This is a genomic window from Phycobacter azelaicus, from assembly GCF_014884385.1.
In the GTDB taxonomy this organism is placed as follows: Bacteria; Pseudomonadota; Alphaproteobacteria; order Rhodobacterales; family Rhodobacteraceae; genus Phycobacter; species Phycobacter azelaicus.
The window spans coordinates 640,556-655,217 of sequence record NZ_WKFH01000003.1; the positions used below are offsets into that span (position 1 = coordinate 640,556).

General features: G+C 59.9%; 14 protein-coding genes. 5 read left to right on the forward strand and 9 right to left on the reverse strand.

Annotation, left to right across the window (positions count from 1 at the left end):
• The first annotated feature begins 69 nt into the window (after positions 1 to 69).
• Positions 70 to 576 (forward strand): MarR family winged helix-turn-helix transcriptional regulator, encoded by a 507-nt coding sequence (locus INS80_RS04140; RefSeq protein WP_192964412.1) that lies wholly within the window; start codon positions 70 to 72, stop codon positions 574 to 576.
• 128 nt (positions 577 to 704) lie between these two features.
• On the opposite strand, the gene ppk2 is transcribed toward INS80_RS04140, so the two are convergent.
• The 3 genes from ppk2 to INS80_RS04155 form a co-directional block, all read right to left on the reverse strand.
• On the reverse strand, positions 705 to 1,622 hold the full coding sequence (ppk2, locus tag INS80_RS04145) for a polyphosphate kinase 2 (RefSeq protein WP_192964413.1): 918 nt from the start codon (positions 1,620 to 1,622) through the stop codon (positions 705 to 707).
• A 217-nt stretch (positions 1,623 to 1,839) separates the two neighbouring features.
• Positions 1,840 to 3,429, reverse strand: coding sequence for a GMC family oxidoreductase (locus tag INS80_RS04150; RefSeq protein WP_192964414.1), 1,590 nt, complete (start codon positions 3,427 to 3,429; stop codon positions 1,840 to 1,842).
• Positions 3,430 to 3,601: 172 nt separating this feature from the next.
• Positions 3,602 to 4,060, reverse strand: coding sequence for an Lrp/AsnC family transcriptional regulator (locus INS80_RS04155; RefSeq protein ID WP_192964415.1), 459 nt, complete (start codon positions 4,058 to 4,060; stop codon positions 3,602 to 3,604).
• Positions 4,061 to 4,194: 134 nt separating this feature from the next.
• On the opposite strand from INS80_RS04155, the gene ald reads away from it, so the two are divergent.
• Positions 4,195 to 5,313: an alanine dehydrogenase gene (gene ald, locus INS80_RS04160; protein ID WP_192964416.1), complete on the forward strand. Its 1,119-nt coding sequence runs from the start codon at positions 4,195 to 4,197 to the stop codon at positions 5,311 to 5,313.
• Between the two features lie 329 nt (positions 5,314 to 5,642).
• Positions 5,643 to 6,449, forward strand: a complete 807-nt coding sequence (locus tag INS80_RS04165) for a mechanosensitive ion channel family protein (protein WP_192964417.1) — start codon at positions 5,643 to 5,645, stop codon at positions 6,447 to 6,449.
• A 168-nt stretch (positions 6,450 to 6,617) separates the two neighbouring features.
• On the opposite strand, the gene INS80_RS04170 is transcribed toward INS80_RS04165, so the two are convergent.
• The 3 genes from INS80_RS04170 to INS80_RS04180 form a co-directional block, all read right to left on the reverse strand.
• The gene (locus tag INS80_RS04170) at positions 6,618 to 7,157 is read right to left on the reverse strand and encodes a GNAT family N-acetyltransferase (protein ID WP_192964418.1); all 540 of its coding nucleotides are present in this window, start codon (positions 7,155 to 7,157) and stop codon (positions 6,618 to 6,620) included.
• Positions 7,154 to 7,603, reverse strand: coding sequence for a YtoQ family protein (locus tag INS80_RS04175; protein WP_192964420.1), 450 nt, complete (start codon positions 7,601 to 7,603; stop codon positions 7,154 to 7,156). The genes INS80_RS04170 and INS80_RS04175 overlap by 4 nt, the downstream gene beginning before the upstream one ends.
• A 66-nt stretch (positions 7,604 to 7,669) precedes the next feature.
• Entirely contained in the window at positions 7,670 to 8,305 is a 636-nt protein-coding gene (locus tag INS80_RS04180) for a class I SAM-dependent methyltransferase (protein WP_192964421.1), read from the reverse strand.
• Positions 8,306 to 8,391: 86 nt separating this feature from the next.
• Here INS80_RS04180 and INS80_RS04185 point away from each other — a divergent pair, with 86 nt between their 5' ends.
• Positions 8,392 to 9,282, forward strand: coding sequence for a LysR family transcriptional regulator (locus INS80_RS04185; protein ID WP_192964422.1), 891 nt, complete (start codon positions 8,392 to 8,394; stop codon positions 9,280 to 9,282).
• 54 nt (positions 9,283 to 9,336) lie between these two features.
• On the opposite strand, the gene pheT is transcribed toward INS80_RS04185, so the two are convergent.
• Positions 9,337 to 11,733 carry a phenylalanine--tRNA ligase subunit beta gene (gene pheT, locus INS80_RS04190; RefSeq protein ID WP_192964423.1) on the reverse strand — a complete coding sequence of 799 codons (2,397 nt, stop codon included), beginning with the start codon at positions 11,731 to 11,733 and terminating at the stop codon, positions 9,337 to 9,339.
• A 180-nt stretch (positions 11,734 to 11,913) separates the two neighbouring features.
• Positions 11,914 to 12,987 carry a phenylalanine--tRNA ligase subunit alpha gene (gene pheS / locus INS80_RS04195; RefSeq protein WP_192964424.1) on the reverse strand — a complete coding sequence of 358 codons (1,074 nt, stop codon included), beginning with the start codon at positions 12,985 to 12,987 and terminating at the stop codon, positions 11,914 to 11,916.
• Between the two features lie 197 nt (positions 12,988 to 13,184).
• Between pheS and INS80_RS04200 the strand changes: the two genes are divergently transcribed.
• Complete coding sequence (locus INS80_RS04200) at positions 13,185 to 14,207, forward strand: adenylate/guanylate cyclase domain-containing protein (protein WP_192964425.1); 1,023 nt, start codon at positions 13,185 to 13,187, stop codon at positions 14,205 to 14,207.
• 75 nt (positions 14,208 to 14,282) lie between these two features.
• Here the strand turns inward: INS80_RS04200 and rplT are convergent, their stop codons facing one another.
• Entirely contained in the window at positions 14,283 to 14,648 is a 366-nt protein-coding gene (gene rplT / locus INS80_RS04205) for a 50S ribosomal protein L20 (protein ID WP_065271322.1), read from the reverse strand.
• Positions 14,649 to 14,662 lie beyond the last annotated feature (14 nt).

The window sequence follows — 14,662 nt, forward strand, 5'->3', positions numbered from 1 at the left end:
AAGTCTCCCTGCGGTCAAGACTGCGGAGCGTCTGTTGTCTTGTCAACTCATATCATTTAATCTTCAGACATGAGTGATCTGACCGATGACATGTTCCTGATCCTGCCGGATGGCAGTGATGTCAGCCCCGCGGCCCCAACGCTGGACTTCACGCGCAGCCCGGTTGTGACAGTAACCTTTGCAGGCAACCGCCTGACCCGAAATGCTGCCCGTGCCTATCAGCAAGAATTCGGCGTCGGCGTAATGGAGTGGCGCATGCTCGTGATGTTGACACGCGATCCCGGCTGTTCGGTCGGGCATGCCGCGCGCACGACAGGCATCGACAAGGCCGCCGTCAGCAGGGCCTTGCAGCGCATGGAACAGGCCGGTCTAGCACGGGCCGAGGTTCTCGGCGGAGATGAACGCCGAAAGTCGTGGCTGCTGACAGACGCCGGGCACGCGCTTCATGCCCGGATGCTGCCGCGCGCACTGGAGCGGCAACGCGCTCTGCTCAAGGGTTTTTCACCAGACGAGCTTGCATCCTTTACCGGATACCTGCAGCGCTTCCTCGCTAATATGTCTGAAGATTCCGAATAGCCCGGCGAGGGGCGGCAACGCTAGCAGGTCACGCACGCCGCGCGTAGCGCGGCGCCGGGTCCAACGCAGCTGGTGCAGCCCACCGGCTGCGCCAGAACTGGCGGGAGAGCCTCCTGCCCGCAGTGATGTCAGTAGATTTTTGGCACGTACAGCTCGTCTGGCAACACACGCCGTTCATAGTCCGGATTGTACTCACGATCCGGCAGCGTCACCTTCTCCTGCGGCACCTCTTCATAAGGCACCTTGGTCAACAGATGCTCGATACAGTTGAGCCGCTCCCGCTTCTTGTCGTTGCCCTCAACGATGTACCAAGGCGCCTCGGGGATGTTTGTGCGCTCAAACATATCCTCCTTGGCCTTGGTGTATTGCTCCCAGCGGATACGGCTTTCCAGATCCATCGGCGACAATTTCCACTGTTTCATCGGATCGTGAATGCGCATCATGAAGCGCAGTTGCTGTTCCTCATCTGTAATGGAGAACCAGTATTTCAGCAGGATGATCCCCGAGCGCACAAGCATGCGCTCGAATTCCGGAACATCCTGAAAGAACTGTTCCACTTCATCATCGCTTGCAAAACCCATGACCCGCTCCACGCCGGCGCGGTTGTACCAGGATCGATCGAACAGCACGATTTCCCCGGCCGCGGGCAAATGCGGTACATAGCGCTGGAAATACCACTGGCTCTGTTCACGCCGCGAGGGCGCAGGCAATGCCACAACGCGCGCCACCCGTGGGTTCAGGCGCTGGGTGATGCGCTTGATCACTCCCCCCTTGCCGGCACTGTCGCGCCCTTCGAACAGGATACAGACTTTGGCACCGCTGTGCTGAACCCAGTCCTGCAGCTTGATCAGTTCTGCCTGCAACCGAAGCAGATTGCGGAAATATACCTTCCGGTCCAGCATCTCGGGATGCTGAGAGCGGTAGATCTTGCGCAACTCCATCGACAGCATGGGTTCGGCAAATTCGATCTCGAAATCCTCGTCCAGCGTGTCCTGAAGTTCGGCATCCAGCCAATCGAATGAATCAGGTTCCGTGTCGCTGGTCACAGTGCTGCTCCTAAGTAATCTACTGATCTGCGGGTTTGCCATAGCCGGTGGATGTGATCGTTTGATGTCACATTTTACCGTACAGCCAAATCGCCAGAATGCGGGTGCATAGCGGTCGGCTCATCAAAGAAATCGAGAGCGACCGCATCCACAAAAGGAAACGAAAATTCGAACCGCCTGCAAGCGCAAAAGTGCCGCTAGGCGGTTTTCCAGTCACTTATCGTCGGGCGGCGGCAAGAATCATGTCGGATGCCTTTTCAGCGATCATGATCGTCGGGGCATTGGTGTTGCCGCTTGTAATGGTCGGCATGACGCTGGCATCCACAACGCGCAAGGCCATCACACCGCGCAAGCGCAATTCTGGATCAAGCGGAGCGTTATCGCCTGTCCCCATATGAACCGTGCAGGTAGGATGAAAAATCGTAGTTCCAATGTCCCCTGCCGCACGCACCAGGTCCTGTTCATCGTCTGACGTGATACCTGGTTTCATCTCTTGTGGAGCGTATCCCTGCATCGGAGCCTGCGCCATGATTGCCCGAGCCTGACGGATCGCTGCAACGGCGACCTGCCGGTCCCCTTCGGTGGACAGGTAGTTGGGCTGAATGCTGGGCGCTTTCATTGGATCGGGTGAGGTGATTTCCACCCGCCCCCTGCTTTCGGGTCGCAGGTTGCACACACTAGCCGTAAGACCCGGAAAATCATGCAGGGGCTGACCAAACGCCTCAAGCGTCAGGGGCTGTACGTGATATTCAAGGTCTGGCGTGTCCAGATCGGGCCGAGACCGGGAAAACGCGCCGAGCTGGCTGGGCGCCATGGACATCGGGCCAGACCGCTTCAGCGCGTATTCAAGACCGATCTTCGCCTTGCCCACCAAGGAATTCGCCAGAGTGTTGAGCGTATGGGCCCCCTGCAGGCGCCAGGCACAGCGCAGCTGCAAATGGTCCTGCAGATTGGAACCGATCTGCGGCATATCCCGCAGCACCTCGATCCCGTGTTCTTGCAATAGCGCGCCGGGGCCAAGGCCCGAAAGCTGCAGGATCTGGGGGCTGTTGATGGCGCCTGCGGACAGGATGACTTCGCCACTGGCATGCGCGGTGCAAACTTCGCCGCCTTTCTGGTATTCGACCCCGACAGCACGTCCCTCTTCAATGAGAATCCGCCGGGTATGGGCCTGAGTTTCAACCTTCAAATGCTGCCCCGTAGCAGTTTTAAGGAAAGCCTTGGCCGTATTCATTCGCCAGCCCGAACGCTGATTGACGCGAAAATATCCAACGCCTTCGTTATTGCCGGTGTTGAAATCCGTGACCTTTGGCAGCCCCCAGGCCGCGGCAGCCTCCATCCAGTCATCCAGCACATCCCAATGCAGGCGTTGGTTCTCGACACGCCATTCACCGCCCGCGCCGTGCATCTCCGTGGGGCCTTCGACATAGTCTTCGGACTTCTTGAAATAGGGCAGAACATCGTCCCAGCCCCAACCCGCAAGACCCCGCTGGCGCCAGCCGTCATAGTCTGCAGCCTGTCCACGCAGGTAGAGCATACCGTTGATCGAGGAGCAGCCGCCCAGCACCTTGCCGCGCGGATAGATCAACGCGCGCCCGTTCAGCCCCGGATCCGCCTCGGTACGATACATCCAGTCTGTGCGCGGGTTGTTGATGCAGTAAAGATAGCCCATCGGGATATGCACCCAATGGTAATTGTCGCGCCCCCCCGCTTCGAGCAGCAATACCCGTTGACCACCTTCGCTCAGCCGCTTGGCCAGAACGCACCCTGCACTTCCTGCACCCACGATGATGTAGTCAAACTGCATGGCCTGCTCCCCCGTCGTTCAATCTTCTCTCTCTTGAAGCAGAAGCCGCAAGGAAATGTAAGACAAATAAGACATCGCCCTCTCCCCCAAGACCCAAGGTCTACCGCGCCCGACGGGAGGTGCTTTTATCAAAAGGCCGCCGACGGGGGACGAGTCCGTTGTACCGTCTGGATCAGACCGGCAGAGCGGTCGTCTTGAACACAGTGCGCAGCGCAAAACTAGATTGCATCTGAGCCACCCCTGGCAGCCGCGTCAGATGTTGGCGATGAATACGGGCAAAGTCTTCGGTGTTCTCGGCCACCACTTTCAAAATGTAGTCAGCCGTGCCTGCCATAAGGTGACACTCCAGCACATCCGGGATCCGCGCCACGGCCTTTTCAAAAGCATCAAGCAACTCATCCGCCTGACCTTGCAGAGTGATCTCCACGAAGACCGTTGTTGGCACATTCAGCTTGCGCGCATCCAGCAAGGCCACATAGTTCTTTATGTAGCCATCGCTCTCGAGCCGCTGAACACGGCGATGACAGGCCGAGGCAGAGAGGTTCACCTGCTCGCTCAACTCGGCGTTTGAAATCCGACCCTGCCGTTGCAGCACCTGGAGAATGCGACGATCCGTCGAATCAAGTGACATTTCTTCGAAGCCTTTTGCACATATCTCGCGGATAATCGAATATCTTACGAAACGCACCTTTTTATTTTGCTCAAAAAAGAAGCACATTTCACAGATGCACACTTAGGCTTCCGATACATGAGGGAGGATAGCGCATGAAAATTGGATGCCCCACTGAAATCAAACCGCAGGAGTATCGCGTCGGCATGACGCCGGATGCAGCTCACGAAGCGATCGTCCACGGCCATGAGGTGCTGATCCAAAGCGGCGCGGGTACAGGGGCCGGCTACAGCGATGCGGATTACCAAGCTGTTGGCGCTGTCCTGATCGATACCGCAGAGGAAATCTTTGCGACGGCCGACATGATCGTCAAAGTCAAAGAACCACAGGCGGCCGAACGCAAGATGCTGCGCGAGGGGCAGTTGCTCTTTACTTACCTGCACCTTGCCCCAGACCCCGAGCAGACGCATGATCTTCTGGCCTCAGGCTGCACAGCTATCGCCTACGAGACTGTAACAGACAAAAGCGGCGGCCTGCCGCTCTTGGCACCCATGTCTGAAGTGGCCGGACGGCTTGCGCCCCAGGTCGGCTCCTGGACATTGCAAAAGGCCAACGGCGGTCGCGGCGTGCTGATGGGAGGTGTGCCAGGTGTTGCCCCGGCCAAAGTGGTCGTGATCGGCGGCGGTGTGGTTGGCACTCATGCCGCCCGTATAGCGGCCGGCATGGGAAGCGATGTAACTGTTCTGGACCGCTCGTTGCAGCGCCTCAGGTATCTTGATGATGTCTTTGGCGGTGTGTTTCAGACACGCTACTCGACCGCCGCTGCCACGGCTGAACTGGTCCGCGAGGCCGATATGGTAATCGGAGCTGTACTCGTTCCCGGGGCCGCTGCGCCCAAGCTGGTTTCCCGTGCACAATTGAGCGAGATGAAACCGGGAGCCGCCCTTGTCGATGTGGCAATCGATCAGGGCGGGTGTTTCGAGACCTCCAAAGCGACCACCCACGCTGATCCGATTTACGAGGTCGATGGCATCATGCACTACTGCGTTGCCAACATGCCGGGCGCCGTCGCGCGCACGTCAACCCAGGCCTTGGGCAACGCGACGCTTCCATTCCTTCTGGCCCTTGCTGACAAGGGTTGGAAGCAGGCATGCCAAGATGATCCTCACCTTCTGAACGGCCTCAATGTCCATGACGGCAAGCTGACCTACTACGCGGTTGGCAAAGCGCTTGGCATCGATGTGATCTCTCCCACTGTCGCGTTGAAGTCCTGACGGCGCTCTCACGTCCGGCCACAGCTTACCCAAAAGGCTTCTGGCGGAAAAACCGCCGGTCGCCATATCCATCACGCGCCGCAGGCCCACCCGGACCTGCGGCCTTTTCATATGCGCTGCAACGATACCGAGCGAGCTGCACAAGCTGGTCGCACCTGCGCAATCAGCTCGGGTTTTCCCCTATGAATTAACAGAAGCTTAAGAGTAGTGTCAGCGCAAGAGCCGCACTTCGTACCGGTCAGGCGCGCCGCCACTGCTGTCATGGAGCGTTTCCGCAGCGACGGCATGATGACGATTGGACATGGCCCAGAAAAGAGGACCAAATTGAAATGGAAGACATGATTGAACAGCTTGGCGCGCTTTGGCCACTGGTGCTGAGCGCAGCCAAGGCGCTTATTGTTTTGGTCATCGGCTGGATCGCAGCCGGGATGATCAGCGGCGTTGTGCGAAAACGCATCAACAAAACCCCGCAGATAGACCCGACTTTGGGGAACTTTGCCGCCAGCATCATTCGCTGGGCCCTACTTGCAGTCGTGCTGGTCGCGGTTCTCGGGATCTTTGGCATAGAGGCTACCAGCCTCGTGGCCATGCTGGGTGCAGCCACTCTGGCGATTGGCCTGGCGTTACAAGGCACCCTGAGTGATCTGGCAGCGGGGTTCATGCTGGTGCTGTTCAGACCCTATAAGCTGGGCCAATTTGTCGATATCGGCGGCACCTCGGGCACAGTGAAGGACCTCAATCTCTTCGTGACCGAACTCGTCACCCCGGACAATGTCCAGATCATAATTCCAAACGGGCAGGCCTGGGGCTCGATCATCACCAACTACTCGGCCCATGATACCCGCCGCGTTGATATGGTGTTCGGCATCGATTACGGCGACAGCGCCGACAAGGCCAAGGAAATCATCCTGAGCCAGGCCACCGCGGATACCCGCGTGCTGAAGGACCCGGAACCTTGGGTGCGGGTGACCAACCTTGGGGACAGTTCAGTGGACCTCACGGTCCGGCTCTGGTGCAAGGCGTCGGATTATTGGGAACTCAAGTTCGCCATGACGCAGGGCGTGAAAGAAGCCTTTGACGCAGCGGGCATCTCGATCCCCTATCCCCACAGCGTCGAAATCAAGAAAGAAGGCTGAGGCTGCTGCCCGCCTTTAGGGCTTGCGCCCATCATCCCGTTGGGTCCGGCGCCCCGCCTATGGCGGGGCGCCATCGCTTTCCAAGCTACCGTTGTGACTTGTCGCAACCACGCCGCGCATCTGCGCGGCGCCAGGCCCAACGCTGTATCCTGCGCCCGTGGCGCAGGCTCAGGGGCGGGAGCGCCCTGCCTTTCGCTCCATTACGAGCGTCGGCTTACCTTGATAGCGCGCGGCCTTCTCCCGCACCGCATAGCCCAGTTTCAGCGCCACCTTCTGGGAGACGGCGTGTGCAGGATCAAACAGGCACACCGTTTCACTCCAATCTCTTTTTACATCAGCCCAGGCGTGCATCGCCTTATCTGCCTCACTAGCGACTCCGCAGCCGTGGGCCTTCTGAGCCAGCACCCACCCCGCCTCTGGCAGGCCATTCAGCTCTGGATCAATGTCGCGTTTGAAGTCCGAGAAGCCAACCTCGCCAAGAAATCCGCCACCCTCGCGATCAATCAATGCCCAGTAGCCATACCCCATTGCCTGCCAGTGCCCCATATTCCGCAAGAGTCGCGCCCAGGAGGCCTCGGGCGTAGAAGGAACACCGCTAATATATTGCACAACAACCGGATCCGCCCAAAGCGCCGCGACATCCTGAAAATCCTCCACCCCATGCGGGCGAAGGATCAGGCGCTCGGTTTCAAGCACCACATCGCTCACGCCGGGAGCTTACCTTTCAACACATAGGTCAGGATCTCCACCACCTGTCGCGGCTCCTCTGCCACCGCCAGTGCCGCCGCATGCACTTCTTTCAAGGCGTGCTGGTGCTCCGGCAGGCTCAGCACAATGATCGACTTGCCCAGGGCCGCCGCATAGCCCGCATCAAAAGCCGCGTTCCACTGGCGATACTTTTCGCCAAAGCGAACGACGACCACATCCGCATCCTCGATCCCCTTGCGGGTGCGGATCGCATTGACCATAGCGCCCTTGTGATCGTGCCAGTATTTGTTATCTTCCGCGCCCAGAATAGCCACGCCACAGTCATCGCTGGCGGCGTGATCAGTGACGGGGCTGTTGAAGGTCACGTCAAGATCTGCGGCCCCAGATATGATCTGCTCCCGCCAGTCGGTGTGAATTTCCCCTGAAAGATATACGTTCAACGTCATGCATTCCTCCGTTCGCTATCCTGCCCTGCTTAAACCGGATCGCCGCGATGAACCAGTGCAGGCGCCCTACCTGCGCCGCGCCACGATGAAACGGCTCGGAGGATTGGCCGGGAAGTTCCCGGTTTCCACGATCTCAAAACCCGCGGCCTCGATGCGCGCCTGCCAATCGTTGATCGACATGAAGTGCACCACGCTTGGCGCCTTCCCAACCAACTGCATCACCGGGATCATCACCCGCATCATCAGACGCTGAAAGACACTCTTGCTGTCCTTGAGGCAGGGTGTCTTCGAGATGAAAAGACCTCCGGAACGTACCCTGCGGTGAACCTGCGCCAGAGCCGCATCCAGATCATCCACCAGGTGAAAGAGGCTGAAGCCCATCACCGCGTCAAAGGCTTCATCCGGTGCGCTTGCCACATCGCAGACGACAAAGCGCAGGTTGTCGGCTTCCGCCTCCTGTTTCTTGCGCTGCGCAATGGCGATCATCGCCGGGGCAATATCCGTTGCCGTGTAACAAGAGACTGTATTACGCAGCCGGAGTGCCGTTGTGCCGGTGCCGCAACCCAGTTCCAGCACGCGATCCTCCGCTCCCAGATAGCTGCGCACTCTTTCAAGAGTATAGTCATAAGCCGCAGGATCCCGTACTGGGCTGCGGGCGTATTTTTCTGCGATACTGTCCCAGAATTGAACGGGTGATGACATGGCTCTGATCTCCTTTGCAGGCAGAATACCGGTCAAACACCTATGCAGGAATTGCCGAATACCGAAGACTGCATATACATAAACGTATGAATGTCCCGCCTGACCATTTTGACTGGAATCATATCCGCGCCTTTCTGACCACGGCCGAGGAAGGCTCGCTCTCCGCTGCAGCCCGCCGCCTGCGTTTGACTCAGCCGACACTCAGCCGTCAGGTCGCCGCGCTGGAAGAAGGTCTGGGTCTGATGCTGTTCGAGCGCATCGGAAAATCCCTGCAACTCACCCAAGCCGGAGTGGAATTGCTGGAGCATGCCCGCCCCATGGGCCTTGCTGCCGACAGAATTGCTCTGGCCGCTATGGGACAGTCCCAGTCGATCACCGGAACGGTGCGGATAACCGCGAGCGATGTCTATTCCGTCTACGTGCTGCCGCAGGTCTTGCACCGCCTGTCCCAGCTGGCGCCAGAGCTGAGTGTGGAAATCATCGCAGCCAATGACATTCGTGACTTGATGCGGCGCGAGGCGGATATCGCCATTCGCCATGTCCGGCCTGAGCAACCAGAGCTCATCACGCGCCTCATCAACGAAGACACAGCACATTTCTACGCCGCCCCAAGCTATCTGGAGCGCGCGGGAAGACCAGTGAGCCTTGTAGACCTCAGCACGCATGACTTCATAAGTTTTGGCAGTGCAACAGAGATGATCGATCACCTCAAACCGCTGGGAATCGCAGTTTCGGCGCGTAATTTTCGCTACGGTTCACAGAGCGGCCTTGTCGCCTGGGAACTGGTCAAAAATGGCTTTGGCCTCGCTCCGATGGCAGATCGGGTTGGCCTGAACACGCCCGAGGTCGTGCATCTTTTCCCGCAGATGGAGCCGATCCGCTTTCCGGTTTGGCTGACCACCCACCGCGAGCTGCACACCAGCCGCAAGATCCGCATCGTCTTCGATCTCTTGGCAGAGATCCTCTCGGCAAAATAAAAGCGCGCCCCGAATGGAGCGCGGTCTGTCTGGCAAAAATACAATCAGGGTGGGTTAGCCGCGCAAGGACCCGCCGGTTGCCTTGGTCACCTTGGCAATGATCTTTTCGCTCACCGCTTCGATGTCCTTTTCTTTCAGCGTCTTGTCGCTGGGCTGAAGACGCACGGTGATCGCAAGAGATTTCTTGCCCTCGCCCAGGCTGCCACCGATGAATTCGTCGAAGACGCGCACATCCTCGATCAGCGCCTTGTCAGCGCCGGCTGCAGCATTGACCAGCGTCAGTGCCTCTACGCTTTCGTCCACCACAAAGGCGAAATCACGCTCCACCGCCTGCAGATCGCTGATCGCCAAGGCTGCGCGAGTTGCGCCCGATTTCCGCGGCAAAGGCACCTCGTCCGGCCAGACAGTAAAGGCCACGGCAGGCCCCTTGACGCCCATCTCGTTCAGCACCTTGGGGTGCAATTCACCAAACACGCCCAGCACCTTTTTCGGCCCGAGGCAGATCTTCCCGTGGCGACCCGGATGCCACCAACCATCACCTCCGCGCAGGATCTGTACCTTGGCAGGCGCGCCGATAGCGGCCAGCACGGCTTCTACATCGGCCTTGGCATCAAAGGTATCCACGGGGCGGGCAGCGCCATGCACATCCTTGGGACCGGTGCGCCCCACCAGAATGCCCGCGATCTGCTCGCGCTGCTCGCCCGGCTCACCTCCATGGAAAACCGGACCCGCCTCAAACAGGGCCAGATCCATGAAGCCCCGCGCCTGGTTCCGCGCCGCCGCCTGCAACAGGCCCGCGAGCAGATCCGGACGCATGTGCGACATCTCGGAGGAGATCGGGTTGGCCAACATGGTCGCATCGGCACCACCGCCAAAGAGCGTCGCTGAGGCCTTATCGATAAAGGTGTAGCTGACAATTTCGTTGTAACCGAGGCTGGCCGCGGTGCGCCGCGCCATCTGCTGGCGGCGCTGCTGCGGGGTCATGACAGGTTTCGGAATGCCCGGTGTCAGACGCTTAAGCGGCTTGCCTTCAAGTTTCGTCAGCGAGGCAATCCGCGCCACCTCCTCCACCAGATCCGCCTCGCCCTGCACATCGGGGCGCCAACTTGGCACATGGGCCATGTTACCCTCAAGGCGGAAACCAAGGCGGGTCAGCGTCTGGCGCTGATCGCTTTCGGGGATGTCCATGCCAACAAGTGACTGCACCCGCTCGGGATTGAGCTTGTAGGCACGCGAATGATCCGGCACCGCGCCAGCGACAACAACCTCTGAAGGCTCACCGCCGCACAGATCCAGGATCATCTGGGTCGCGCGATGCAGCCCTTCAAGCGTGTATTCCGGATCCACGCCCCGTTCAAAACGATAGCGCGCATCCGAATTGATCTTGAGTGCGCGGCCCGTGGTGGCAATCTGGACATGATCCCAGAAGGCGCTTTCGAGGAAGACATCGACGGTTTCCTCGGTGCAGCCGGTTTCCTCGCCGCCCATGATGCCGGCGATGCTTTCGGGGCCATTGGCGTCCGAAATCACCATTTGGCCAGCGCCAAGCGTGTATTCTTTCTCATCCAGCGCCAGCAGAGTCTCGCCGCCCTTGGCGCGGTGAACCCGCAGATCGCCCTGCACCTTTGCCGCATCAAAGACATGCAGCGGGCGGTTCTGATCGAAGGTGAAGAAGTTGGTAATATCCACCAGCGCCGAGATGGGGCGCAGCCCGATGGCGGTAAGCCTATCCTGCAGCCATTGCGGGCTGGGGCCGTTCTTGACGCCCTTGATCAGGCGGCCGGTGAACAGCGGGCAGCCATCCAGCGTGTCCTCGTCGATGGTGACCTTGATCGGGCTTTCGAAATCGCCGGGGATAGCCTCGTATTCGGGGGTCTTCAGCGTGCCAAGGCCACGCGCGGCCAAATCGCGGGCAATGCCGTATACGCCCAGCGCATCGGGGCGGTTCGGGGTGATGGCGATCTCGATCATGGGATCGACCTTGGAGGGATCGTTTTCCGCCAGCCAGTCGATCAGACGGTCGCCCACCTCACCCGAGGGGAGCTCAACGATCCCGTCGTGATCCTCGCCCAGTTCCAGCTCGCGCCAGGAGGCCATCATGCCGTGGCTTTCGACGCCGCGGATCTTGCCCACCGAGAGGGTGATATCCAAACCGGGCACATAGTCGCCGGGTTTGCACAGGACCACGGTGATGCCTTCGCGGGCATTGGGGGCGCCGCAGACGATCTGCTTCTCGCCCTCGTCGGTCATCACGTTGCAGACGCGCAGGCGGTCGGCATCCGGGTGCTGCTCGGCGCCCACGACCTTGGCCAGAGTAAAGCCCTTCAGCGCATCGGCCGGGTTCATGATCTCTTCGACCTCAAGGCCGAGATCAGTGAGGGTTTCGGCGATCTCTTCAACCGAGGCATCGGTGTCGAGGTGGTCTTTCAGCCAGGAGAGGGTGAATTTCATGTCTCAGCGCCCTTTTGGCAGATGAATGCGGTTAGCAGAGGCAATGGCAAGGATTGCCCGGTGTTTCAAGGTTTGGACGCCAACCAGAGGGCAGCGCCCGGCCCGGGGTGGGCGAGAAGCGCCCTCCCATGGGGAGGGTCGGGCGCTGCCCGGCCTCACGGTCGGGCGGGTCGTCACGTCCTAGCGGCTCAGACCCCCATGCAGCGTCGGCACATCAAGGCAGCTGAACCCGTAGTGGCGCAGCCAGCGCAGGTCGCTGTCGAAAAAGGCGCGCAGATCGGGGATACCGTATTTCAGCATCGCCAGACGGTCGATCCCGATGCCGAAGGCAAAGCCCTGGTAGACCTCCGGGTCGATCCCGCCGGCGGCGATCACCTTGGGATGCACCATGCCGGAGCCAAGGATCTCCATCCAGTCGTCGCCCTCACCGATCTTCAGCTGGCCATTGTCCCAGGAGCAGCGGATGTCCACCTCGGCCGAGGGTTCGGTGAAGGGGAAGTGGGAGGCGCGGAAGCGCAGCTCCACGTCGTCCACTTCGAAGAAGGATTTGACGAACTCCTCCAGCACCCACTTGAGGTTCGCCATCGAGATATCGGTGTCCAGCGCAAGGCCCTCAACCTGGTGGAACATGGGCGTGTGGGTCTGGTCGTAATCGGCGCGGTAAACGCCACCGGGGCAGATCACCCGCAGGGGCGCGCCCATCTTCTCCATCGACTGGATCTGCACCGGAGAGGTGTGCGTGCGCAGCACATGCGGCGGGCGGTCGTCGCCTTCCGCCCGGTGCATGTAAAACGTGTCCATCTCGGCGCGGGCCGGATGGTGGCCGGGGATGTTCAGCGCATCGAAGTTGTACCAGTCGGTTTCCACGCGCGAGCCTTCTGCAACGGAAAAGCCGAGTTCCGCAAAAATCGCGGTCAGCTCTTCGCTGGCCTGGCTGATCGGGTGCAGGCTGCCCTGACGCTGCGGACGCGTGGGCAGGGTCACATCCAGCCACTCGGTGCGCAGGCGTTCGTCTAGAGCCGCATCGGCCAGCGCAGCCTTTTTCGCCGCCAGCGCCGAGTTGATCTCATCCTTCAGCGCATTGAGCGCCGGGCCAACGGTCTGACGCTCTTCGGGCGTCATCTTGCCCAGCTCGCGCATCTTCAGGGCCACTTCGCCCTTCTTGCCGACAGCGGCCAGGCGGATCGCCTCCAGCGCATCCTCATCACGGGCATCGGCGATCTGCCCCAGATATTTTGCCTTAAGATCGTCCATGACGGTCCCCTGAAATTTGCTTGCCTTCTGCTACCACACGCGCCGCCAAACGCAAGGGCAGCAGGGCCTGCAGCGCCCCGACACAGCCGCATTCGTTGCGACAATACCGGCCCCAACGCCAAGCGGCGCTTGCAAGCGCGCCCCGGACGTCCCATCTTGACCGCAAGACTTGAGGTCATTTTCCAGAGATTGATATTATGAGCAGCCCTGTCACCCGCAAGCTGACCACCATCCTGGCCGCCGATGCCGAAAGCTATAGTGCAGCCATGGAGGCCGATGAGGTGGGCACCTACGCCGCGCTGAAAGCAGCGCGAGCCGTGTTCTTCAAGCTCATCGAACGGCACGGCGGGAGGGTTGCCAATACTGCGGGCGACGGGCTGATCGCGGATTTTCCGTCCGTAGTAGAGGCCACCCACTGCGCCATCGAGGCCCAGCAAGAGCTTGCCGCCGAGGAAAGCCCCTTGCGGTTTCGGATCGGCATTCACCTGGGTGATGTGATCTGTGATGGGGACGACCTCCTTGGGGACGGCGTCAATCTGGCCGCGCGCCTGCAATCCATGGCCGAACCGGGAGGCATCCTGATTTCGCGGCAAGTCTATGATCAGGTGCACAACAAGCTGACCATCGGCTTTGAATACCTTGGCGAAAGGCCCGCGAAGAACATGCCGGACGAGGTCTCGGTCTATCGGATCACCACGGCAGGCGCGAGTGCTGCGCGCATTGAGAAGGTCAGACCAAAGATCAAAGCAGAGCGGCCACCGCAGACTGAAAAAGTAGCCCATGTCTGGGACGGCGCGCGAACTGAAAACACTCAAAAAGAGGTGCTACCGGCCGGTGATGACACCCCGCACCGGAAACCGCACGGCCTGCTGTCGGGTGCGTTTTCAGGGCTGAAGACGCCGAGCCAGCGCCTGTTTGTGTTCGGGGTCGGCGCTGCTGTGCTGCTGAATGTGATCTCTGGCGGCAAATTCTGGCCCGCCTGGCCGATCCTGGCCTTCGCTCTTGTTTATGGGCAGATCCACGGCGAACAGCTCTTGGGCTTCAAGACCTACAAGTCCATTCCGGTTCGGATCTGGATCCTGTCGGCCTTTCTGGTGTGCATCAACCTGATGACCACCTCATTTCCCTGGGCGATCTTCCCTGTCGCGGCCCTGATGCTGGGCAGCCGCGCAATGGCCGGGCGCACTGAGCCTCATGCAGAACCCGAAGAACAACCCTGACCAAAACGAAAAGAACCCGCCGGATCGCTCCGACGGGTTTTACTGTCGTTCAACAGAGTGTTTGTGACGTCTGACTTAGGCAGCCAAAGCGGACTGAGCCTGCTTGACGATCGCACCGAATGCTTCGGGCTCGTGCACGGCGAGATCAGCCAGAACCTTACGGTCGACTTCGATACCGGCCAGGTTCAGACCGTTGATGAAGCGCGAATATGTCAGCGATTCGTCGTGGCTGCGGACAGCAGCGTTGATGCGCTGGATCCACAGGGCGCGGAAATTACGCTTGCGTGCCTTACGGTCGCGGGTTGCGTATTGGTTCGCCTTGTCGACGGCCTGACGGGCGACCTTGAAGGTATTCTTGCGGCGGCCGTAGTAACCTTTGGCTGCCTTGATGACCTTCTTGTGACGGGCGTGAGTTGTGGTACCACCTTTAACGCGGGACATGTGTCAAATCTCCT

Excerpts from the sequence above, each read along its gene's own strand:
- INS80_RS04140 (WP_192964412.1), top strand. The coding sequence starts at position 70 with ATGAGTGATCTGACCGATGACATGTTCCTGATCCTGCCGGATGGCAGT.
- INS80_RS04150 (WP_192964414.1), bottom strand. The coding sequence starts at position 3,429 with ATGCAGTTTGACTACATCATCGTGGGTGCAGGAAGTGCAGGGTGCGTT.
- INS80_RS04155 (WP_192964415.1), bottom strand. The coding sequence starts at position 4,060 with ATGTCACTTGATTCGACGGATCGTCGCATTCTCCAGGTGCTGCAACGG.
- ald (WP_192964416.1), top strand. The coding sequence starts at position 4,195 with ATGAAAATTGGATGCCCCACTGAAATCAAACCGCAGGAGTATCGCGTC.
- INS80_RS04165 (WP_192964417.1), top strand. The coding sequence starts at position 5,643 with ATGGAAGACATGATTGAACAGCTTGGCGCGCTTTGGCCACTGGTGCTG.
- INS80_RS04175 (WP_192964420.1), bottom strand. The coding sequence starts at position 7,603 with ATGACGTTGAACGTATATCTTTCAGGGGAAATTCACACCGACTGGCGG.
- INS80_RS04180 (WP_192964421.1), bottom strand. The coding sequence starts at position 8,305 with ATGTCATCACCCGTTCAATTCTGGGACAGTATCGCAGAAAAATACGCC.
- INS80_RS04185 (WP_192964422.1), top strand. The coding sequence starts at position 8,392 with ATGAATGTCCCGCCTGACCATTTTGACTGGAATCATATCCGCGCCTTT.
- pheT (WP_192964423.1), bottom strand. The coding sequence starts at position 11,733 with ATGAAATTCACCCTCTCCTGGCTGAAAGACCACCTCGACACCGATGCC.
- pheS (WP_192964424.1), bottom strand. The coding sequence starts at position 12,987 with ATGGACGATCTTAAGGCAAAATATCTGGGGCAGATCGCCGATGCCCGT.
- INS80_RS04200 (WP_192964425.1), top strand. The coding sequence starts at position 13,185 with ATGAGCAGCCCTGTCACCCGCAAGCTGACCACCATCCTGGCCGCCGAT.
- rplT (WP_065271322.1), bottom strand. The coding sequence starts at position 14,648 with ATGTCCCGCGTTAAAGGTGGTACCACAACTCACGCCCGTCACAAGAAG.